Source organism: Bradyrhizobium sp. 134, from assembly GCF_023074155.1.
Classification (GTDB): Bacteria; Pseudomonadota; Alphaproteobacteria; order Rhizobiales; family Xanthobacteraceae; genus Bradyrhizobium.
This window is the reverse complement of record NZ_JADPKX010000086.1, coordinates 128,494-150,235: the sequence shown is the minus strand read 5'-3', so window position 1 is coordinate 150,235 and position 21,742 is coordinate 128,494. Positions and strand designations below refer to the sequence as shown.

Annotated in this window: 19 protein-coding genes; 5 read left to right on the top strand and 14 right to left on the bottom strand. The window is 64.0% G+C overall.

Annotation, left to right across the window (positions count from 1 at the left end):
* Positions 1 to 11: 11 nt before the first annotated feature.
* The 8 genes from IVA75_RS35600 to IVA75_RS35565 all read right to left on the bottom strand — a co-directional run bounded on the left by IVA75_RS35600 (position 12) and on the right by IVA75_RS35565 (position 7,163).
* A complete protein-coding gene (locus IVA75_RS35600; protein ID WP_247288474.1) occupies positions 12 to 497 on the bottom strand; it encodes a FixH family protein in 486 nt (161 codons plus the stop codon).
* A gap of 15 nt (positions 498 to 512) precedes the next feature.
* Positions 513 to 1,979 carry a cytochrome c oxidase accessory protein CcoG gene (gene ccoG / locus IVA75_RS35595; protein WP_247288471.1) on the bottom strand — a complete coding sequence of 489 codons (1,467 nt, stop codon included), beginning with the start codon at positions 1,977 to 1,979 and terminating at the stop codon, positions 513 to 515.
* A gap of 111 nt (positions 1,980 to 2,090) precedes the next feature.
* Positions 2,091 to 2,966, bottom strand: a complete 876-nt coding sequence (ccoP, locus tag IVA75_RS35590; RefSeq protein WP_027568802.1) for a cytochrome-c oxidase, cbb3-type subunit III — start codon at positions 2,964 to 2,966, stop codon at positions 2,091 to 2,093.
* Positions 2,967 to 2,972: 6 nt separating this feature from the next.
* Positions 2,973 to 3,137, bottom strand: a complete 165-nt coding sequence (locus IVA75_RS35585) for a CcoQ/FixQ family Cbb3-type cytochrome c oxidase assembly chaperone (RefSeq protein ID WP_007594016.1) — start codon at positions 3,135 to 3,137, stop codon at positions 2,973 to 2,975.
* 13 nt (positions 3,138 to 3,150) lie between these two features.
* Positions 3,151 to 3,885, bottom strand: a complete 735-nt coding sequence (gene ccoO / locus IVA75_RS35580; RefSeq protein WP_247288469.1) for a cytochrome-c oxidase, cbb3-type subunit II — start codon at positions 3,883 to 3,885, stop codon at positions 3,151 to 3,153.
* Between the two features lie 10 nt (positions 3,886 to 3,895).
* Positions 3,896 to 5,545: a cytochrome-c oxidase, cbb3-type subunit I gene (gene ccoN, locus IVA75_RS35575; protein WP_007607681.1), complete on the bottom strand. Its 1,650-nt coding sequence runs from the start codon at positions 5,543 to 5,545 to the stop codon at positions 3,896 to 3,898.
* A gap of 320 nt (positions 5,546 to 5,865) precedes the next feature.
* Positions 5,866 to 6,291, bottom strand: coding sequence for a CBS domain-containing protein (locus IVA75_RS35570; RefSeq protein ID WP_247288467.1), 426 nt, complete (start codon positions 6,289 to 6,291; stop codon positions 5,866 to 5,868).
* A 38-nt stretch (positions 6,292 to 6,329) separates the two neighbouring features.
* Positions 6,330 to 7,163 carry a universal stress protein gene (locus IVA75_RS35565; protein WP_247288466.1) on the bottom strand — a complete coding sequence of 278 codons (834 nt, stop codon included), beginning with the start codon at positions 7,161 to 7,163 and terminating at the stop codon, positions 6,330 to 6,332.
* A gap of 204 nt (positions 7,164 to 7,367) precedes the next feature.
* On the opposite strand from IVA75_RS35565, the gene fixL reads away from it, so the two are divergent.
* From fixL to IVA75_RS35545, 4 genes are all read left to right on the top strand, one after another.
* Positions 7,368 to 8,885: a sensor protein FixL gene (gene fixL, locus IVA75_RS35560; protein ID WP_247288465.1), complete on the top strand. Its 1,518-nt coding sequence runs from the start codon at positions 7,368 to 7,370 to the stop codon at positions 8,883 to 8,885.
* Positions 8,886 to 8,888: 3 nt separating this feature from the next.
* Complete coding sequence (fixJ, locus tag IVA75_RS35555) at positions 8,889 to 9,506, top strand: response regulator FixJ (protein WP_247288464.1); 618 nt, start codon at positions 8,889 to 8,891, stop codon at positions 9,504 to 9,506.
* Positions 9,507 to 9,564: 58 nt separating this feature from the next.
* Positions 9,565 to 10,005 (top strand): response regulator, encoded by a 441-nt coding sequence (locus IVA75_RS35550; protein WP_247288463.1) that lies wholly within the window; start codon positions 9,565 to 9,567, stop codon positions 10,003 to 10,005.
* A gap of 84 nt (positions 10,006 to 10,089) precedes the next feature.
* Positions 10,090 to 10,791, top strand: a complete 702-nt coding sequence (locus IVA75_RS35545) for a helix-turn-helix domain-containing protein (RefSeq protein ID WP_007594028.1) — start codon at positions 10,090 to 10,092, stop codon at positions 10,789 to 10,791.
* A gap of 38 nt (positions 10,792 to 10,829) precedes the next feature.
* Here IVA75_RS35545 and IVA75_RS35540 read toward each other — a convergent pair whose 3' ends face one another.
* Genes IVA75_RS35540 through IVA75_RS35525 form a run of 4 tightly spaced genes read right to left on the bottom strand, consistent with a single transcriptional unit; the run spans position 10,830 to position 16,735 of the window.
* Positions 10,830 to 12,143: an MFS transporter gene (locus IVA75_RS35540; RefSeq protein WP_247288462.1), complete on the bottom strand. Its 1,314-nt coding sequence runs from the start codon at positions 12,141 to 12,143 to the stop codon at positions 10,830 to 10,832.
* A gap of 23 nt (positions 12,144 to 12,166) precedes the next feature.
* Positions 12,167 to 12,688, bottom strand: coding sequence for a PRC-barrel domain-containing protein (locus IVA75_RS35535; RefSeq protein ID WP_027568795.1), 522 nt, complete (start codon positions 12,686 to 12,688; stop codon positions 12,167 to 12,169).
* Between the two features lie 22 nt (positions 12,689 to 12,710).
* Positions 12,711 to 14,915, bottom strand: coding sequence for an amylo-alpha-1,6-glucosidase (locus IVA75_RS35530; RefSeq protein WP_247288461.1), 2,205 nt, complete (start codon positions 14,913 to 14,915; stop codon positions 12,711 to 12,713).
* A 56-nt stretch (positions 14,916 to 14,971) separates the two neighbouring features.
* Positions 14,972 to 16,735, bottom strand: a complete 1,764-nt coding sequence (locus IVA75_RS35525) for an ABC transporter ATP-binding protein (RefSeq protein ID WP_247288460.1) — start codon at positions 16,733 to 16,735, stop codon at positions 14,972 to 14,974.
* A 277-nt stretch (positions 16,736 to 17,012) separates the two neighbouring features.
* Between IVA75_RS35525 and IVA75_RS35520 the strand changes: the two genes are divergently transcribed.
* On the top strand, positions 17,013 to 18,083 hold the full coding sequence (locus IVA75_RS35520; RefSeq protein ID WP_247288458.1) for a glycosyltransferase family 4 protein: 1,071 nt from the start codon (positions 17,013 to 17,015) through the stop codon (positions 18,081 to 18,083).
* Between the two features lie 184 nt (positions 18,084 to 18,267).
* On the opposite strand, the gene IVA75_RS35515 is transcribed toward IVA75_RS35520, so the two are convergent.
* Positions 18,268 to 20,199, bottom strand: coding sequence for an alkyl sulfatase dimerization domain-containing protein (locus IVA75_RS35515; RefSeq protein WP_247288456.1), 1,932 nt, complete (start codon positions 20,197 to 20,199; stop codon positions 18,268 to 18,270).
* A 122-nt stretch (positions 20,200 to 20,321) separates the two neighbouring features.
* A complete protein-coding gene (locus IVA75_RS40410) occupies positions 20,322 to 21,602 on the bottom strand; it encodes a TRAP transporter large permease subunit (RefSeq protein ID WP_245287869.1) in 1,281 nt (426 codons plus the stop codon).
* Positions 21,603 to 21,742: the final 140 nt, after the last annotated feature.

Below are 21,742 nucleotides of genomic sequence, written 5' to 3'. Positions count from 1 at the left end.
GGCAAAATCCTTCAGTTCAGGATCACGCGGTTGCGCGACATGAACACGCGCGTTCCCCGCGCCTCGCCCTCGATCACCAGATCCCACTGGCCCGGCGCGACCGATGCTGCATTGCCACGATAGAGGCCGATGCCGGTCTCCGAGAGCTCGATGGCGAGATCGGCGCGCTTGTCGGTCGGCCGCTCCAAGCGGCCGCCGAATTTCAGTCCGGCGATCGGCTGTCCGCTCGCGTCGCGCGCCTCGACCTGAAGCACGGCGCCGCCATCGGCGCGGCGCTCGACATGCGCGTTGACCTTCCATTTTCGCGCGGTTTGGTCCTGGGCCGCGGAGATCTCATGGTCATAGGCGAGCCCCGCGGCATAGGGGCTGTCGACGTCCGTGCCCGGCAGCGTCGCGATCGCGAGCTTCATCATGGTCACGTTGACGCCGATCACGACGCCGAAGAAGGCGACCAGCATCAGAAACACCTTGGTTCCGGTCAGCGGCTTGGTTGCCATGGCGAACTCCTGATCCTAGGGCGCGACGAAATTGTCGGTGGCGCTGGCGACTTCGCCGAGCCCGATATCGGTGACGTGAAAGCGAACCGGGATCGACTTTTCCGGATTGCCCTCCACCGGCGCGGTCACGAGCACCCGCAGCTCGCTGGTGGAGTCGCGCGGAACCACGATCATCGGCCGGTCCTGCGTCACTGAATCGATCCCGATGACATGGATCGTCGCATTGACCGGACCGTTCGCGTCGATCGCGATGACCCGATCGTAGCCGCTCTTGTTGAGCAGCCGCACCGTGTAGGCGTTGCGGATCGATCCGTCGCTGAGCCTGACAGCGACCGGGTTGCGGTCGTGCAGCACGTTGATGTCGAGCAGGCTGCGGGTCGCCAGCGTATAGATCATGATGCCGCCGACCGCCGCGATGATCGCGCTGTAGGCGACGGTGCGAGCCCGGACAATGCGGTAGACCGGCGCCTTGCCTTCCTGGCGGCGCTGGATGTTAACGTCGTTGTCATAGCCGATCAGCCGCTTCGGCCGGCCGATTTTCGTCATCACGTTGTCGCAGGCGTCGATGCAGAGCCCGCACTGGATGCATTCGAGCTGCGGTCCATTGCGGATGTCGATGCCGGTCGGGCACACGGCGACGCATTGATAGCAGTCGACGCAGTCGCCGACTTGCTCGCCGAGCGCGCGCAGCTCGGCTGCCTTCTTCACCGACGTACGCTTCTCGCCGCGATCGTAACGATAGGTCACGTTGAGCGCCCATTCGTCGGTGAGCGCGGCCTGGATCCGCGGCCACGGACACATATAGGTGCAGACCTGCTCGCGCATGAAGCCGGCGAGCACGTAGGTCGTTGCAGTGAGGATGCCGATCCAGATATAGGCGATCATCGGCGCCTGGAAGGTGACGAGTTCCCTAACCAGCGTCGGTGCATCGTTGAAATAGAGCACCCAGGCGCCACCGGTCCACCACCCAATCAAAAGCCAGATCGAATGCTTGAGCACGATCTCGGAGATGCGCTCCAGCTTCATCGGGTCGGACGATTTGTCCTTCTTCATCCGCTCGCGCCGGTCGCCCTCGATCAGGCGCTCGACCGCATAGAACAGGTCGGTCCAGACTGTCTGCGGACAGAGATAACCGCACCAGATGCGGCCGCCGACGGAGTTCATCAGGAATAGCGCCACCGCGGCGACGATCAGCAGGCCGGTGAAGTAGTAGACCTCCTGCGGCCACAGCTCGATGAAGAAGAAATAAAAGCGGCTGTTGGGAAGATCGATCAGCACCGCCTGGCTCGGAGCACCGAGGCCGCGGTTCCAGCGCACGAACGGCAGGAAATAATAGACGCCGAGGCAGAACGCCATCAGGCCCCATTTGATCCGGCGGAAGGTGCCGGAGATGCTCTGGGGATAGACTTTCTTCTGGGCCACATAGAGCGGCCCGTTGTCATCGTCTAATGGGAGCTCTTTTGGGTTCACGGTCCTGTTCATCGCCTGGAGCTTTTCGAGAGGTGCGATAAAACCTAGACCCGACGCCGCCGCGTCAGTTGATCCAGCGCAAGCGGGGGCTTTTTTTATTCGCCCCCGCCTGTGCCGGATTGGCTATTTTCCGCCGCCCAGCGAGTGGACGTAAACTGCCATTGCCTTGATGGTGGCGGGATCGAGCCGCCCTTCCCAAGCCGGCATCACGCCCGCGCGGCCCTGGCTGATGGTCTCGATCAGCGACGCCTCGTCCGAACCATAGAGCCAAATCTTGTCGGTCAGGTTGGGAGCGCCCATCTCCGGGTTGCCCTTGCCGCCGTCGCCATGGCAGGCGACGCAATTCTCCGTGAAGATCTTCTCGCCCTTGGCCGCGTCATAGCCCTTGCGAGTCGGAAGGCCCGACAGTGCCCGAACATAATTGGCGGCCGTGACGATCTCGTCCGGCTTCAGCACGCCGTCCTTGCCGAAGGCGAGCATCTGGCCTTCGTGCCCCTTGGCGTGACCGGAACGTGCGCCGAACTGGATGGTCTGCATGATCTGGTCGAGCGATCCGCCCCACAGCCAGTCGTCGTCGTTGAGGTTCGGATAGCCCTTGGCGCCGGCGCCGCCTGAGCCATGGCACGGCGCGCAATTGTCGCCGAACACGGTCTTGCCCTTGGCTCGCGCGAGCGCGAGCAGGGCTGGATCCTTCTCGATGTCGGCGAGTGAGGCCGCGCCCAGCGCAACCATCTTGGCCCCGCGGATCTTCTCGAGATTGGCGAGCTCGACCGCGACGTCGGCGCGTGTCGAGTAGCCGAACAGGCCGGTGGTATTGCTGGAGATCAGCGGCCAGGCCGGATACACGATCCAGTAGCCGATCGACCAGACGATGGTGAGGTAGAAGCTGATCACCCACCAGCGCGGCAGCGGCGTGTTGAGCTCCTTGATGCCGTCCCACTCATGTCCGGTCGTGGACCTGCCGGAGACGGGATCGATGTCGCTATGATGATCGGTCATGATCTCTTACTCCTCCCGCAACGGCAGGTGTGCCGCTTCGTCGAAAGCTGCCTTGTTACGGGGCCAGAATGCGTAGGCGATGATCGCGACAAAGATCGCGACGAACACCGGCGTCCAGATCGTGGTCACGAGACCGGACGCGAGATTGTCGAGGGTCAGGATGGCTTTCATCGTTGGTGCCTTCTCAGCGAAGATTGGCTTTCTCGTTGTAGATCTTGAAGTCGACCAGCGTGCCGAGCATCTGGAGATACGCGATCAGCGCGTCCATCTCGGTCGGTGTGCCGGCCTTGCCGTCGAAGTTGCGCACCACGGCCTTGGCGTAACGCTTGGTGAAGGCGTCGGAGCCTGCATTGTCAGGATCGGCCTGGGCCTTCATGTCGGCGCCCGCATTGGCGATCTGGTCGTCGGTGTAGGGCGTGCCGACGGTCCGCAGCGTGCGCATGTGGTCGGCGATCGTGTCCGGATCGACCTCGGTCTTGCTGAGGAACGGATAGCCGGGCATCACCGACTGCGGCACGATTGCGCGCGGGTTGGTCAGATGGGTGACGTGCCAGTCGTCGGAATATTTGGCGCCGACGCGGGCAAGATCGGGACCGGTGCGCTTCGAGCCCCACTGGAACGGATGGTCGTACATGCTCTCGGCGGCCAGCGAGAAATGACCGTAGCGCTCGACCTCGTCGCGCAAGGGGCGGATCATCTGCGAATGGCAGAGATAGCAGCCCTCGCGAATGTAGACGTTGCGCCCGGCGAGCTCCAGCGGCGTATACGGCCGGATCCCGTCGACCGCCTCGATCGTGCTCTTGAGGTAGAACAGCGGGGTGATCTCGACGAGCCCCCCGATCGCGATCACCAGCAGGATGCCGACGATCAGGATGATCGAGTTCTTTTCGAAGATTTGGTGGCGTGTCCAGAACGACATGGAAAACTCCTCATTCCGCCGGCTGGAGAGCGACGGGCATCTGGACTTCCTGTTCGCCGACGCGAACCGTCATCCAGAGATTATAGGCCATGATCAACGCGCCGATCAGGAACAGCCCGCCGCCGGCAGCGCGGATGATGTAGAAGGGATGCATCGCCTCGACAGTCTCGATGAAGGAATATTCGAGAAAGCCGAGCGAGGTGTAAGCGCGCCACATCAGACCCTGGAGGATGCCGGACACCCACATCGCCGAGATGTAGAGGACGATGCCAAGCGTCGCGATCCAGAAGTGCCAGTTGACGAGCTTGAGGCTGTAGAGGCCCTTGCGATTCCAGATCCAGGGCACGAGGCAGTAGAGCGCGCCAAAGGAGACGAAGCCGACCCAGCCGAGCGCGCCGGAGTGCACGTGGCCGATGGTCCAGTCGGTGTAGTGGCTGAGCGAGTTGACCACCTTGATCGACATCATCGGGCCTTCGAAGGTCGACATGCCGTAGAAGGCGACGGAGACCACGAGCATGCGCAGCACGGGATCGGTGCGCAGCTTGTCCCAGGCCCCCGACAGCGTCATCAGGCCGTTGATCATGCCGCCCCAGGACGGCATCCACAGCATGATCGAGAAGGTCATGCCGAGCGTCTGGGTCCAGTCCGGCAGCGCCGTGTAGTGCAGATGGTGCGGGCCGGCCCAGATGTAGAGGAAGATCAGCGCCCAGAAGTGGATGATCGAGAGACGGTAGGAGTAGATCGGCCGCTCGGCCCGCTTCGGGATGAAGTAGTACATGATGGCGAGGAAGCCGGCGGTCAGGAAGAAGCCGACCGCGTTGTGGCCGTACCACCACTGGAACATGGCGTCCTGGATGCCGCCCCAGGCGATGTAGGATTTCGAGCCGAACACCGAGACCGGCAGCGCCGGGTTGTTGCCGAGATGCAAGACCGCAATCGTCACGATGAAGGCGAGATAGAACCAGTTCGCGACGAAGATGTGCGGCTCCTTGCGCTTGATGATCGTGGCAAGGAAGACAAGCAGATAGGTGACCCAGACGATGGTCAGCCACAGATCGGCGTACCATTCCGGCTCGGCATATTCCTTCGATTGGGTGACGCCGAGCAGATAGCCCGTGCCGGCGATCAGGATGAAGAAGTTGTAGCCTACGACGACGAACCAGGGCGCGAGATCGCCTGCAAGGCGAACGCGACAGCTCTTCTGGACGACGTAGAAGGAGGTCGCGATCAGGACGTTGCCGCCGAAGGCGAAGATCACCGCGGACGTGTGCAGCGGACGCAGGCGCCCGAAGCTGGTCCAGGGCAGATCGAAGTTCAGCGCCGGCCACGCCAGTTGCGAGGCGATGATGAGACCAACGAGAAAGCCGGCAATGCCCCAGAACATCGCCATGACGGAGGAGAACTTGATCGGCCCCATGTTGTAATTGGGGCGCCCATTGATCTCCGCAGGCGGCAGCGCCGCCGGCCGGTCGAGGTAGCGGTTGATGATGCAGAAGACCGCGGCGAGGCTCGCTGCCGCGCTCAGCGCGGCGTGGAAGGCGAAGGGCGCATCGAGCGCCTTGGCCGAGGCAATCACGCAGAGGAAGGCGGTGACCGCGAACACGACAGCCAGGCCGCTTTCACCTGACGTCATGGACTTGGAGATGGAGGGCTGGCTCATGCGGATTCTCTCTGAAAGAACACAGGGCCAGAAACCACATTCATCCTTGCGGGGAATTGATTGAAATCAAGCTATGTGGATTTCTGTTAATGTGAGAGTTGCGCCACCGCCAGTTGATGTGCCCTCTCCCCTTGCGGGAGAGGGCAGCGAGGACGGCGCGGCAAACTCGCTCGGTGAGGGTTGGCTCCGCACGGAAAGTCGTCTTTCCATGGAGAGAACCCCTCATCCGGCCATAGCCGAAGCTTCGCTTCGGCGTTCTCAAGAACGGACGCCGAAGGCCGCCTATGCCACCTTCTCCCACAAGGGGAGAAGGGGAAACGTCACTCGCGTGCCGTCGCCTTGAGCGCCGCGATGACGTCCTCGCGGGCGATGATTCCGACCAGCTTCTGCGCTCCGTCGAGCACGATGATGCTCCTGATGCGGTGCTCGACCATGATCTGGAGCACGCGCGTCAGCCGCGTGTCGGGGCTGACATAGATAAAGTCGGGCGTCATGACGTCGCCGATTTTGCGGCTCATCAGGTCGTGATAGCGCGGCAACATCTGGCTCGGCGTGAAGGCGAAGCACTTCAGGATGTCGAACTTGGTGACGATGCCGACGACCTGCCCGTCGTCCTCGACGGGATAGGAATTGAAATCGTCGCGTTCGAACATCTCGCTGAGCGCGAGCAGGTCGAGGTCGCGCCTCACCGTCCTGACGTCGTGCGTCATGTAGCCGTCGACGGTCTGCTCAAGGAATCTGTACACGGCGCGTCCTCTTTGATTCGTCTTGCACCGCTCCCGCGTCAGTGCGACAGCAGCACACAGCGGGCAGATTGAGTGACCAGATATTGGGTGACGCCGCCGAGGATCAGCTCGCGGAAGCGCGAATGACCGTAGGCACCGGCGACGATCAGGCTGGCGCCGACATCGCCGGCAATCTTCTCCAGTTGCCCGGCGACAGTTTCGTTGCGGGCCGCTTCGGAAACGCGCGCGATCGCGGTCACGCCATGGCGGGCAAGCCACGCCGTCACGTCGGTCACGCCAGCGACCGCGGCGGGGCGATCGTCGTCACCTTCGGGAATTGCAAGGACGGTGACATCCCTGGCCTTGCGCAGGATCGGCAGTGCATCGGCCAGCGCCCGCCGGGCTTCCGGCGTATCCTTCCACGCCACCAGGACGCTGCGCAGGTCGAGCCAGTTGACGCCGTCAGGCACGACCAGGATCGGCCGGCCGGCTTGCATCACCAGATCCTTTGGGCTCGCGAGCGCGAAGGCGTCGGAGAAGGCCGGGCTCTGCCCGCCGGTAACGATGATGTCGGCGCAACGCGCCTGGGTGAACGTAAAGCGCGCCGGGAAATCCATGGCGCTGCGCCATTCCACATGTCCGCCGCGATTCCTGATCGCGGCGCGGAATTGCGCCTCGAGCTCGCCCAGGCGTCGCTTGACCGAGGCTTCTCCCTCATCGATCAGTCCCTGCGCTGCGGCGCCATCGCTGAAGTAGAGCGGCGGCGCGAACTGCGCCGCAGCAACGCCGATGATCGACGCCTCAAATCGTTCGGCAAGCTCGCCCGCGACCTGAAGCCGCGCCTCGTTGGGCTGATCGAGCGCCAGGCTGACCATCACGGTCGCGTATGTCATCGGAGTCTCCGGGGCAATGAGCTTTGATCCGATCGTAAGCCGGCCGCCGGCTGGCAGGATGAGATAGATCAAACCCTTGGATCACCGCGCGCGCCCGAAATCTGCCAATGGTATAAGACATCGGAACTTGCCTCTGGCCCCTCCTTGGGTACATTGCCGACGGCAACGCTGTGCGGTTCCCCGCATCAGAATGGGAGTGATCGTGTGGCGCCGACCCGTGTGATTCATCCGCAAGATGACGGCCGGGGCGAACATTTCCGCGTTCGAATCGAGGGATTTGGCGTCGGGACCTGGGATCTCGATCTCAAGACACTGGAATTGGAGTGGTCGGAGACGGCCAGAATCCTGTTCGGAATCGAATCCGGCCAATCGGTGAGTTACGCGCTGTTCCTGTCCCGGCTGGAGCCGAACGACCGCGAGCGGATCGAGAGTGCGATCCGGCGCGTCTCCGAACGGGGCGGCAGCTTCGACGTGTCGTTCAGGGTCACGGGGGCGTCGGGCAGAGCGCAGTGGATCCGCGCCCGCGCGGGGCTAATTCGGGACGACGCCGGCGCCGCCCGACATCTCAGCGGCATCTTTCTTGACGTCGATGAGGAAAAGCAGGTCGAGGAGACCCTGCGCACCCGCGAAAGTCACCTCCGCTCGATTCTCCAGACGATTCCCGATGCGATGATCGTCATCGATGGCCATGGCATCATCCAGTTCTTCAGCACGGCGGCCGAGCGCCTGTTCGGCTGGGTCGAGTCGGAGGCGATCGGCCAGAACGTCCGCATCCTGATGCCGGAGCCCGACAGCTCACGTCACGACGGCTACATCGCGCGCTATCGCACCACCGGCGACCCGCACATCATCGGCATCGGCCGGATCGTGACCGGCAAGCGCCGCGACGGCACGACCTTTCCGATGCACCTGTCGATCGGCGAGATGCAGTCGGGCGGCGAGCCCTATTTTACCGGTTTCGTCCGCGATCTTACCGAGCATCAGAAAACCCAGGCGCGGCTCCAGGAACTGCAGTCCGAACTTGTCCACGTCTCGCGGCTGAGCGCGATGGGCGAAATGGCGTCCGCGCTCGCTCACGAGCTCAACCAGCCGCTGGCAGCGATCAGCAACTACATGAAGGGGTCGCGGCGGCTGCTCGCCGGAAGCCAGGATCCGAATACGCCGAAGATCGAGAGCGCGCTGGACCGCGCCGCCGAGCAGGCGCTGCGCGCCGGCCAGATCATCCGCCGCTTGCGCGACTTCGTCTCCCGCGGCGAATCGGAGAAAAGGATCGAGAGCCTGTCCAAGCTGATCGAAGAGGCCGGCGCCCTCGGGCTGGCAGGCGCGCGCGAGCAGGACGTGCAGCTTCGCTTCAGCCTCAATCCCAATGCCGATCTCGTGCTCGCCGACCGGGTGCAAATCCAGCAGGTGCTTGTCAACCTCTTCCGCAACGCGCTGGAAGCGATGGCGCAGTCGCCTCGGCGCGAGCTCGTCGTCACCAACACCCGCGTCGCCGACGACATGATCGAGATCGAGGTCTCCGATTCCGGCTCCGGCTTCCAGGACGACGTCATGCCGAACCTGTTTCAGACTTTTTTCACCACCAAGGACACCGGCATGGGCGTGGGACTATCCATCAGCCGCTCGATCATCGAGGCTCACGGCGGCCGGATGTGGGCCGAGAGCAACGCATCGGGTGGAGCGACATTCCGCTTCACGTTGCCGGCAGCCGACGAGAACTGATCCATGACGACCAAGGGAATCATCTACGTCATTGACGACGACGAGGCGATGCGGGATTCGCTGAATTTCCTGCTGGATTCGGCTGGCTTCGGCGTCACACTGTTCGACAACGCGCAGGGTTTTCTCGACGCCCTGCCCGGCCTCGCCTTCGGTTGCGTCGTCTCCGACGTGCGCATGCCCGGCATCGACGGGATCGAGCTTCTCAAGCGCCTCAAGGCGCAGCGCAGCCGGTTTCCAATCCTGATCATGACCGGCCATGGCGACGTGCCGCTCGCGGTCGAGGCGATGAAGCTCGGTGCCATGGATTTCCTGGAAAAGCCGTTCGAAGATGACCGCCTCGTCGCCATGATCGAATCAGCGATCCGCGAGGGCGAGCCGGCGGCCAAGAACGACGCCATCGCCCAGGATGTCGCCGCTCGCGTCGCTTCCCTGAGCCCCAGGGAACGCCAGGTCATGGAGGGGCTGATCGCGGGCCTCTCCAACAAGCTGATCGCCCGCGAGTACGACATCAGCCCACGCACCATCGAGGTCTACCGGGCCAATGTGATGACCAAGATGCAGGCCAACAGCCTGTCGGAACTGGTGCGGCTGGCAATGCGGGCCGGAATGCTCAACGATTGAAGTCACCAGGATTGAGGCAAGTCAAAACCGTCCGCCCGCCCTGTGCTACCAGATCGGAATGATTGCGATCAGCTCCCATCCTGAGCGGCTCCCGATGTCGTCACCCGCGAAATTAACCGTCTATGTGGTGGACGACGACGCCGCCGTGCTGGGCTCCCTGCGCTTCCTGTTGGAAACCGACGGTTTTGCCGTGCGGACCTTCAGGAACGCCACGGCGCTGCTCAATGCGGCGAGCCCGTCCGGTGCAGACTGTTACCTGATCGACTACAAGATGCCCGACATCAACGGCATCGAGCTGGCCGGGCGACTGCGCCAGTCCGAGGGCGACACCCCGGTGATCCTGATCACCGGCTATCCCGACTCGAATATCTCGGCCCGGGCGGCGGCCGCAGGCGTGAATGAAGTGATTCTGAAGCCGCTTCTGGACGAAAACCTGATCAAACGCATCCGCCACGCCATCCAGAACCGGGTCCACGCTGACCTACGGGATTCTACGTAAGGCACCCCCCTTAAGATATCTCGCGAAATTTTCGAGGCACCCGATACCGCGTACCAAAGCGTCATCACAACGGAGATGGCGCAGATGCTGACCCAGACGATCAACACCCAGGCGATCAAGACCCAGATCAACGGCAGCAAGATCGCCCCGGGCCATCCCGTCTCCGACCAGTTCGGTGCGATCGCTGGCCATGTCGGCCTCGTTGCCACCGAGTTCTCCTACCGCAAGGAAGAGGAGATCTATGGCGAGGACGAGCCGGCCGAGTACGTCTATCAGGTCGTCACCGGCGCCGTGCGCAGCTACAAGCTTCTCTCCGACGGCCGTCGCCAGATCGGCTCCTTCCACCTTCCCGGCGACGTGTTCGGCCTCGAATCCGGCACGACCCATCGCCTCGCTGCTGAAGCCATCATCGACACCACGGTGCGCCTCGTGAAGCGCGCGAGCCTCGAGAAGGCCGCAGCCACCGACGTCCAGGTCGCCCGCAAGCTCTGGGCCATGACCGCTGGTGAGCTTCGCCATGCCGAAGACCACATGCTGCTGCTGGGCCGCAAGACCGCGATGGAGCGCGTCGCAACCTTCCTGCTCGAAATGGACCGTCGCCTCGCAGTTGCCGGCATGATGGCGCTGCCGATGTGCCGCCGCGACATCGGCGACTATCTCGGTCTCACGCTCGAGACCGTCTCGCGCGCGCTGTCACAGCTTCACGCCCAGGGCATTCTCGGCTTCTCCGGCGCCCGCCAGATCGTGTTGCGCAACCGCGCACGCCTGCACAATCTCGACGCCTGATCTCCCCTCTCCCACCCCCTCATGGCCGGCTGATTGATTCAGCCGGCCATTTCTTTTGCTGCGATCATGCCCTTGCGCCGCGTCTCCGGCATCACAAGCAGAATGAGCAGAAGTCCCGTCGCCGCGACGCCGGACAGTCCGGTGAACGCCATGGCATTGCCGAATTTATCGCTGACATAGCCGCCGAGCGCGGTGCTCAGCGACGCGCCGATGCCCATGGCCGTGCCGACGATGCCCTGCGCAAGGTTGAAATGGCCGCTGCCGAAGGCGACGTCGGCCACGATCAGCGGGATCATCACCGCGAACACCGCCGCAGTGAGGCCGTCGAACACCTGCACGAGCACCAGCAGATACGGATCGCGCACGGTCGCGAACAGTAGACCGCGAATCGTCAGCGCCGCGAATCCGATCAGCAGTAGCGGCCTGCGACCCCATGCTTGCGCCTTGCGCCCGACGCTCGGCGACAGCAGTGCCACGATCGCTTGCGGCACGACGATGCAAAAGGCTACGAGCACCGTCGCCCACTCGCTCGATCGCGCCGTCACCGCGCTTGCCATCAGCGGCATCATCGAGGCGTTCGCGAGCTGTAACAAGAGCACGCTGACCGCGAAGACAATGAGCGGCCGCTGCCGGATCAGATGCCAGATATTGGTGTCGCCGCGATCCTCCGCCTCGCGCGGCATCTCGCCGTGACAGCGCGCGATGTCGACCTCGTGCTCGCGGATGCGAGAGAGCGCGATCAAAGTGGGGATTGCGAGCAGGAAGGTCACCAGGAATACCGAACGGCTCGACAGCAGATAGCCGGCCGTTCCCATCACCGCGGCCGCAACGCCGTTACCAAGCGAAGCAAATCGCGCATTGCGGCCGAGACGCTCGCCGATCGCGAGCGGGCCGACCAGACCGAGGCTGATCGCCGCGATCGCCGGTCCGAGCACGCAGCTCGCTGCCGCATGCAAGGTGGCCGCAGCCACCACCACGGGGAAGATCGGCATCGCCGCATAGGCGAGCGCGCAGCAGCCGATGGTGGCGATCGCGAGGCCGGCGACCAGCCGCTCGGATTTCGCGGCATCGATGATGGCGCCGCCTGGCATCTGGCCGATCAGGGCAACGATGCCCCCGATCGACAGCACGAGGCCGATCTCGACCTGGGTCCATTTCTGGGTCGTCAGATAGACCGCGATGAACGGCCCGAATCCGGTCTGCACGTCGGCGAGGAAGAAGATGAACCAGTCGAGGCCGCGCAGGCTCTGGCGCGACGGCGCCGGAATGCCGGCCGGCGACGGCGCCGAGACGTTATCCTGCTCAACGCGGCCCTCGCGATCCGCATGATTCGGCTTCCTCGACAACAGCACCGGCGGCCATCCCTCCCCGCGCCTCACTGAACAGCTTGCAGCGGCTGCAGGCTGCCGGACGCGCCGAGCACCACCATCGGCGTGTCCTCCTTGTATTCTGGCGCGGCTGCGACCTGTGCCTTGGTCAATTCCAGCGTGATGCTGTCCTTCTTGTTGACGATCTTGCCGAACCGCATCGCGTTCCAGTCCACCACGATCTTGCGGCTGCCGACGCCGAGGAAGCCGCCGAAATCGATCACGGCAGCGCGCACGTGCCCGCTCCGATCGACGATGACGTCGACGATGCGGCCCATGTCCTCGTTCGCCGCGCTGAGCACGTCACGGCCAAGCACACCGTGCGCATCGCTCGCGCCGATGATCGTGACCGACGGCGGTGGCGCGGCATTCTTTGGCGTGACGGGGACCGATGACGCCGGCGGTTGCGCCGTCGGCGGTGCATTCGCTTCAGTCGCGGGTGCGGGCGACTCCTCCGCGGCACGTGACACGGCGAGCGTCATTCCGCCGACGATCACGACGCCCAAGGCCAACCATCCGGCGGTACGCATGCACCCTCCTTCCGGCGCGCCGCTAGCGCGCCAGCACGATCGAGACCTGAATCTGGCCACGCGTGCGCAACACCTCCAGCGCCACGTCGTCGCCATGGCGGCTGACGCGCAGGTCCACGCTGGACTCGCCAAGACGCAGATCGCGCAAGATCACCTCATGCAGAAACGCCGGCAGATGCGGATTGCGCAGCCGGATCTCGCCGCGGTCCACGTCGAACTCGATGCCCAGCGCCGCCTCCAATAGCGTGAACGCCGTGGCGCTAGCCCAGGCCTGCGGCGCGCAGGCGACCGGATAGAGCGTCGGGCCGCGCCGCTTTTCGCGCCGGAAGCCGCAGAACAATTCGGGCAACCGGCGCAGGTCCATGTAGGTCGCGGCGTCGAACAGTCCCTTGAAGACATGCGCGACCGAATGCTTGAGCCCGTAGCGCGCGAGCCCGAGCGCGATCAGCGCATTGTCGTGCGGCCAGATCGACCCATCATGATAGGACATCGGGTTGTAACGCACCTCGCCGACAGCGACGGTGCGGATGCCCCAGCCCGAGAAGAAATGCGGCCGCATCAAATCGGCGGCGACGAGGCGCGCGCGGTCCTCGCGGATCATGCCGCTGAACAGGACCTGGCCGGCGTTGGAGGTCCGCACCTTGCAGGGCCGCTTCTTGCCGTCGAGTGCAAGCGCATAGGTGCCGAGCTCCTCGCACCAGAACGCGGCCTCGAAACGCTCGGCCAGCGTCTTGGCCTCGGCCTCGAGCTTCCTGGCAAGATCGGGTTTGCCGAGCCGGAGCGCGCAGCGCGCGGCGAGCCGCTTGGCGGCAAAGACGTAACCTTGCACCTCGGCCAGCGCGAGATTGCCTTCCGCAAGCTGGCCATCGGCATGGAAGATCGCGTCGTAGGAATCCTTCCAGCCCTGGTTGGCGAGGCCCTTTTCCGTAGCGCGCTGATATTCGACGAAGCCGTCCTTGTCGGGGTCACCGGGGCCGTCGATCCAGGCCAACCCCGCCTCGATGGCCGGCCACAGGTCGGTCAACGTCGTCTCGTCGCCGGTGCGCTCGAAATAGCTTCCCGCCAGCAGGACGAACAAGGCCGTGGAATCGACGCTGCCGTAATATTGCGCGAACGGTACCTCGCGCAGCGCCGCCATCTCGCCGCCGCGCATCTCGTGCAGGATCTTGCCCGGCGCGGCATCGGCGAGCGGATCGACCGCCTTGGCCTGGAAATGGGCGAGCCGCCGCAGCACACCCTTGGCGATTCGCGGATCGACCCACAGCATCTGCAGCGCCGTGATCAGCCCGTCGCGGCCGAATGTCGTCGAGTACCAGGGAATCCCCGCATAGGGATAGCGGCCCTGCGGCGTCTCCGTCATCAACATGTTGAGGTCGGCCATGGCCTGGCACAGCACCTCATTGAAGATGTTGTTGGAGGTCTCGATGCTGGTGGCGCCCATCGTCGATTGCCGCATCTCGCGGCGATGGGCGAGCAAACTCTGGAAAAAGCGCGCCGGCTTCTCCGCGATCGGCCGATTGCAGGACACGGCCACGAACAGGGATTTCGACTCGTGAGGGTCGAGTTCGAGCTGCCAGGTCGCGGCATTCACCGACAGCTTCGTCGGGCGCGGGTCGAAATGCAGGCCCGTGGTGCGCTCGGCGTCATCGAGACCGCGGTAGTCGAACAGCACGTCGGTTGGTCCCAACAGCCGGCTCGAGCCGATGCCGCGGCGCGGGCGCCGCTCGCCGCGGACTTCGAACAGATCGGCGAAATCGTTGTCGAACAGCAGCGTCAGCGCGAAGCCGGCCGGGCGGTCGCCGTGGTTCTGCACGCCGATGCGCTGATAAGCGGTGCCGCGCCACAGGAAGATCGTGCGCACGATGTGCAGCAGATCCTTTTGCAGCACGAGGCTGCCCTGCCGGTAGATGTCCGGATTGGTGAGATCGACGGTCAGGGCTGAATTGTCGTCGCGCAGGTTCGAGCCCAGCAGCAACGGCTGGAGATCGTCGAGCACGAGCTCGAGCCTCGCGAGGTAGCGCGTGTCGTGATGAAACAGCCCATCGGGCCCGCCGGCCGAAGCGCCGATGTCGCCATGGCTGTCGAGCACGATAAAGGTGTCGTCGTGCTTGAGCGAACGCCGCGGCCGCGCCGACGGTCCTGTCATCGGAATATAGAAAGGCTGCTCCGCGACCTGGTCCACGGTCCGCGTCACGGAGACGAATTGGGTAACGGCTTCAGCCGACATCAGCAGCTCCCCTGCGCTTGTTTCGACACGCAACCGACTCGAACGCGACTGTTGGTTTACGCGGCGGCCTGGGCGAGCCGGCTCATTTCCTGCGTGACCAGCTCACGATAGGGCCCGTGGCCCTGCATCAGACGCTCGGGCGACCCGTCCTCGATGATCTTACCACCCCTCAACACGACCACGCGATCGAAATTGCGCAGGGTAGCGAGGCGATGCGCGATCGCGATGACCGTGCGGCCGCGCATCAGCCGCGACAACGCCTCGCGGATCGCCTCCTCGGATTCGCTGTCGAGCGCGGCGGTCGCCTCGTCCAGCAGCAGGATCGGCGCGTCCTTCAGGAAGGCGCGCGCAATCGCGATGCGCTGGCGCTGGCCGCCGGACATCTTGACGCCGCGGTCGCCGACCATGGTGTCGAGACCACCAGGCAGGCTTTCGACGAAATCGCAGCGCGCCGCAATTGCGGCACGCAGCACCTCGTCGTCGGTCGCGTTCGGGCGACCATAGCGGATGTTCTCGCGAATTGAGCGGTGGAACAGCGAAATGTCCTGCGGCACGACCGAGATCGCTTCGCGCAGGCTCTGCTGCGTCACCTTGGAAATGTCCTGGCCGTCGATGGTGATGCTGCCCTCGTCGGTATCGTAGAAGCGCTGCAACAGCGTGAACAACGTCGACTTGCCGCCGCCGGACTGGCCCACCAGGCCGACGCGCTGGCCGGGTTGCAGGCGCAGGCTGAAGCGCTCGAAGATCTTTTCAGCCCCGGGATATCCGAAGGTGACATTGTTGAAAGCGATCGCGGCGCCGCTCTTCACCAGCGGCTCGGCCTCGGGGTGGTCGCGCAATTCATGCGGCACCAGCAGCGTGGCAATCGCCTCTGTCAGCCGGGCAACGTGCTGGGTGACGTCGACCAGCGCCACCGCGAGATCGCGCGTCGCGTTCAGAATGGAGAGACCGAGGGTGCAGACCAGCACCACGTCGCCGGTGGTCGCCCGGCCGTCCTGCCAGAGCATGATTGCCCAAGCCATCAGGGCGATCGTGAGCACGACAGTGACGCCGGCATGGATAAGCCGCAGCTTCTCCAGATAGCGCAGGCTGCGGCCGCGTGCGGTGAGCTCCCGGTTCACAGTCGCGTCGAACCGCTCATGCTCGTGCCCGATGCCGCAGAAGGCGCGCACCAGCGGCATGTTGCTGATGACGTCGATCATCTCGCCGTCGACGACGGCGGCCTTGTCGGCGAAGTCGTCATGCAGCGGTTTTCCTGCGGCGGCGAGGCGGAACATCGCAAGCACCATGCCGCCGGCGATCACGATCAGGCCGAGCGCCATGTAGGGACTGACGGTTCCAATCAGCGCGATGGCCGCAACCGTTGCGATGCACGGCGGCAGCACATTCCAGACGAACATGTTCTCGACCGTGAACACCGCATTCGACGTCGCCGTGATGCGGCTCGTCAGCATGCCGGGCATGCGGTCGGAGAAGTAGCTCGGCGCGTGGCCGGTCAGATGACGAAAGATGTCACGGCGTAAATCACCCGTGACACGAACGAAGGTGAAGCTGGCCGTCCAGCTCGCGATCCGCCAAAGGAAATTGTCGGCGGCGATGAGCGTCATGAGGAAAATGAATGCCAGCCATACGCTTCCACCATGCGAAGCGCCGGCCGACAGACTGTCGACGAGGGATTTGACGCCATACTGCGTGCCTACGGAGCAGGCAACGGCCGCGACGACTGCGGTCAGGATCACGAGATGCGACGCGAGCCGACGCCGAAGATAGCGCAAAACAAAGGCAAACGGCCGGTGCGCATACCCAGAAAGATGATCCATGTGATTATCGACCCCGTCGTGATGTTTTCAATTTTTCTGTTAGTCGACTGAACATCGACCACTTCGCCTCGGTTCCCGGGCACACTGATCACGACATGCGGATGCGGGCGTTCTGCGATGATGTGATGGCAGCATCGCGACGAGCATCCGACGTGTCGAATAAGTAACGTTCGGAAGGAGGAACTTCGCAAGTGCGGGAACGTTCCCTTGATTGGCATGCCGGTGCTGAACAGGCGGGGGCTTTCTACAATCATGATCGCACAGAGGAGATGGTGAGATGCGCATCGCGCAGGTTGCTCCGTTGACGGAGGCAGTTCCACCCAAGCTTTATGGCGGCACCGAGCGGGTGGTGCACTGGTTGACGGAAGAGCTGGTGGCTCTTGGCCACGACGTGACGCTGTTCGCCAGCGCCGATTCGCAAACCTCGGCGAAGCTGGACGCGTTATGGCCGCGGGCGCTCCGCCTCGACGGTTCCGTGCGCGATCCCAATGCTCTGCACATGGTGATGCTGGAGCGGGTGCGGCAGAAATGTGACGACGAGGAGTTCGACTTCCTCCATTTCCATCTCGATTATTATCCGTGGTCGCTGTTCTACCGGCAGCCGACGCCGTTCCTGACCACGCTGCACGGCCGGCTCGACCTGCCGGAGCATCAACCGGTTTTCAATACCTTCTCGAAGGTCCCCGTCGTCTCGATTTCGAACGCGCAGCGCCGGCCGGTGCCGCAGGCGAACTGGGTGAGGACGATCCACCACGGCCTGCCCGAGAATCTGCTGACGCCGAAGCAGGCGAAGCAGGAATACCTCGCCGTGCTCGGCCGTATCGCGCCGGAAAAGGGCGTCGATCGCGCCATCAAGATCGCGACGCATTGCGGCATTCCGCTCAAGATCGCAGCCAAGGTCGATCGTGCCGACCAGGATTACTATGACGAGCTGATCCGGCCGATGATCGAGAACAATCCGCTGGTGGAATTCATCGGCGAGATCAGCGATCACGAGAAGTCGGACTTCTTGAGCGGCGCGCTGGGCCTTTTGCTGCCGATCGACTGGCCGGAGCCGTTTGGCCTGGTGATGATCGAAGCGATGGCCTGCGGAACGCCGGTCATCGCCTTCAACCGCGGCTCGGTGCCGGAGATCATTGACGAGGGCCTCACCGGCTTCGTCGTCGAGGACGTCCTCAGCGCAGCCGGCGTCGTCGGCCGCCTGCAGCAACTCGACCGCTCCGTCATCCGCAAGCAGTTCGAGACGCGCTTCACGGCGCGGCGCATGGCGCTGGATTATCTCGCGGCCTATCGCAGCCTTGGCGAGGAACAGGCGCCGCGGATCAAGCTGGTGAGCAGCGCGGAGTAGCAGGAGCACGCGCCCATCCCATCGCGACCGTCATGGCCGGGGCATGTCCCGGCCATCGACATTTGTGGGGCGCGCTCCTCTCTATCAACCGTCATTGCGAGCGCAGCGAAGCAATCCAGACCGTCCCCGCGGAGAGATTCTGGATTGCTTCGCTGCGCTCGCAATGACGGAAGAAGGCTTAGCGCTATCTCACCACCGCCCGCTTCGGCTCGACGATCTCGAACATGCGCGGGAATTCGTCCATCAGGCCCATCAGCTCGGCTAGGCGCATCGGGTTGCCGACGAATTTGACCTTGCCGGCGGCCACGGCCTCCGGGAAGCTGGTCAGTTTTGCGATCACCTCGTCGAGCGTCGACCGCGCCAGCGTGAAGCTGGCATCGGCGCTTTCCGCCTGCATGCCCTCTGTGTAGGTGAGCGCGCAGTTCTCCAGATTGAGCACGAAGGTCTCGCCGGTATCGGAAAAGCTCCAGTTCAGCACGATGTGCTTTCCTTCCGCCTTCGGTCCGTTGAGGCGGATGCCGAGCACGTCCCAGAGCTGTGAGGTGCGCAGCGCCGCCAGCGTCTCGCGCGGCATCGGCGGCCGCGCCGGCACTTTCGGCATGCCCTGGCGCAATTCCTGCGCGCCGAACAGATAGGCATTGCGCCAGGTCGCGCTTTCAGCCGCGTAGCCGAGCTGCTCCAGCGTATCCGCCAGCAACGCACGCGCAGCCTGATTGTCCGGCTCGGCAAAGACGAGATGGCCGAGCGCCTGCGCCACGAAGCGGAATTCGCCCTTGTCGAAATCGGCACGCGCCCGCGCGAGGATGGCGTCGGCGCCGCCCATGTACTCCACATATTTTTTGCCCGACTCCACCGGCGGCAGCGGATCGAGATTGACCGGATTGGCGTCGTACCAGCCCAGGTACTTTTGATAGATCGCCTTCACATTGTGCCGGATGTGGCCGTAATAGCCGCGGCCGTGCCAGGCGCCCTCCAGGCTCTCGGGCAGCTGGATCGTTTCGGCGATCTCGGCCGCGGTGAGGCCGTGGTTCATCAGGCGGATGGTCTGGTCATGCGCGAACTTATAGAGGTCGCGCTGCTGCCGGATCATCGTGCCGATGCGTTCGCGTCCCCACACCGGCCAGTGATGCTGGCCGCACATCGCCTCCGCCTTGCCATCCCAGAGCTGCAAGGCCTCGCCCAGATATTTCGACCAGGCCAGCGCGTCGCGTACGTCGGCGCCGCGGAACGGCAGCAGATTGTGGAAATTATGGGTGCAGTTCTCGGCGAGGTTCAACAGCTTGTAGCGCGGGATGAAGAAATGCATCTCCGCCGGCGCTTCGCTGTTCGGGGCCATCTGGAATTCGAATTCGACGCCGTCGATCACGCGCCGGTCCCCGGTCGCCATGATCAAATCGGTCGGCCGCAGCAGCGCCACCGACCCTGCTGCCATCGACTTGCCGAGGCCGCAATCGACCTGCCCACGCGCGCCCTTGGCGAGGAGAGGCCCGAACTGGTACTGCGCCCGCCGCAGCATCGCAGGTCCCGCGATGATGTTCTCGGAGACGGCATGCTCCATGAACAAGTTCGGCGCGATGACCGGCACGCGGCCGCTCGCGCGTGCATCCTCCTCCAGCACGCCGCGCGCGCCGCCCCAATGGTCGGTGTGGGTGTGCGTGAAGATCACGGCCGCGACCGGTCGCTGGCCGCGGTGCCTGTAGTAGAGTTCGAGCGCGGCGCGCGCGCCCTCGATCGAGGTCAGGGTGTCGACGACGATGACGCCGCTGTCGCCTTCGATCAGCGTCATGTTGGCGATGTCGAGCCCACGCACCTGGTACACGCCGGGCACGACCTCGAACAGGCCGTGCTGCATGTTGAGCCGCGACTGCCGCCACAGGCTCGGATTGACCGTGGCCGGCGCCTGCTCGGCGGCGAGAAAGCCGTAAGGCTCGAGGCTCCAGACCGTCCGCCCTTGCGGATTGCTGATCTCCGCGTTTTCGATGGTGCCGAGGAAGCCGCGCGCGGAATCGTCGAAATCCCGCGTGTCGGAGAACGGCAACGCATTCAGCATCGCCGTTTGCTGCGCGATAACGGACGGTGTTGCGCCCTTCGGCTCGTTGCTGGACGTGTCCGTCATCTTGATCTCCTCCCCGCCTGCGTGCGGCATCTAACCGCATCTCGCGGTCGATTGCCATGGTGGGGACGGAGTGATGCGTTTCCCCGCGCCCACAGGTGGAGAGGATGCAGCGTGTTCGCGGGCTACATGCCCAGCAATCTTGGCAGCCACAGCGACAGACCCGGCCAGTAGGTCACGAGCACCAGGAATCCCAGCATCGTCAGCAGCCACGGCCACACCGCGACCGTGAGCTCGGTGATACCCATCTTGGCGATGCCCGAGGCGACGTAGAGATTGAGGCCGACCGGCGGATGGCACAGCCCGACCTCCATGTTCACCGTCATCAGGATGCCGAAATGGATCGGATCGATGCCGAGCTTGATCGCAACCGGAAACAGGATCGGCGCCATGATCAGGATGATCGAGGACGGCTCCATCACGTTGCCGGCCAACAGCAGCAGGAGATTGACGACGAGGAGGAAGCCGATCCAGCCGAGGCCCTGGTCGATCATCCACTGCGCGAGCGCCTGCGGCACGTTCTCGTAAGTCATCAGGAACGAAAACAGGACGGCGTTGGTGATGATGTAGAGCAGCATCGCCGAAAGATTTGCCGACGACAGCAGCACCCGCGGCACGTCTCGCAGCTTCAGATCCTTGTAGATGAACACGGCGACGATGAAGGCGTACACCGCGCTGACGGCGGCAGCTTCGGTCGGCGTGAACAGGCCGCTGTAGATGCCGCCGATCACGATCACGATCAGCAGGATACCCCAGATCGACTTGCGGAACGCATCGAAGCGCTCGTAGAGGGTTGCTTTCGGCATCCTCGGATAGTCGTTACGCCAGGCCCGATAGAACGTCGTGGCGCCGAGCAGCATGGCGAGCACGAGTCCCGGCACGATGCCGGCGATGAACAGCTTGCCGACGGAGGTGTTGGTGGAGACGGCAAAAAGAACCATCGGAATCGACGGTGGAATGAGAATTCCCAGCGAGCCGGAGGTCGTGATCACGCCCGCCCCGAACCTCTTCGGAAATCCCTGCGCGACCATCGCGGGCAGGATCACCGATCCGATCGCCACCACGGTGGCCGGCGACGAGCCGGAAATCGCGGCGAACAGCGCACAGGCGACCACGCCCGAGAGCGCAAGGCCGCCGTACCAATGACCGACCAGCGAAGTCGCGAATGTGATCATCCGGCGCGCCACGCCGCCATGGGTCAGGAAGTTGCCGGCAAGGATGAAGAACGGGATCGCCATGATCTCGAAGCTCTCGATGCCGGTGAACAGCTTCAGCGCCACCGATTCCGTCCGCACGTCGGTCAGCGTGAACATGAAGCTGAGCACGGTCAGGCCGAGCGCGATCGAGATCGGCATGCCCGTGAGCATCAACGACAGCAGGAGGCCGAAGACGACGGCGACACGCAGGCCCTGCGGCAGCGTGATCACGTGCGCGGAATGGGCGAAGCACACGGCCACGATCAGGACCGGCAACAACATCAGGACCCAGCCGAGCGGGCTGCGTTCGTCGCGGACGACCTGACTGCGGGTGACCGGGGCCGGATGGA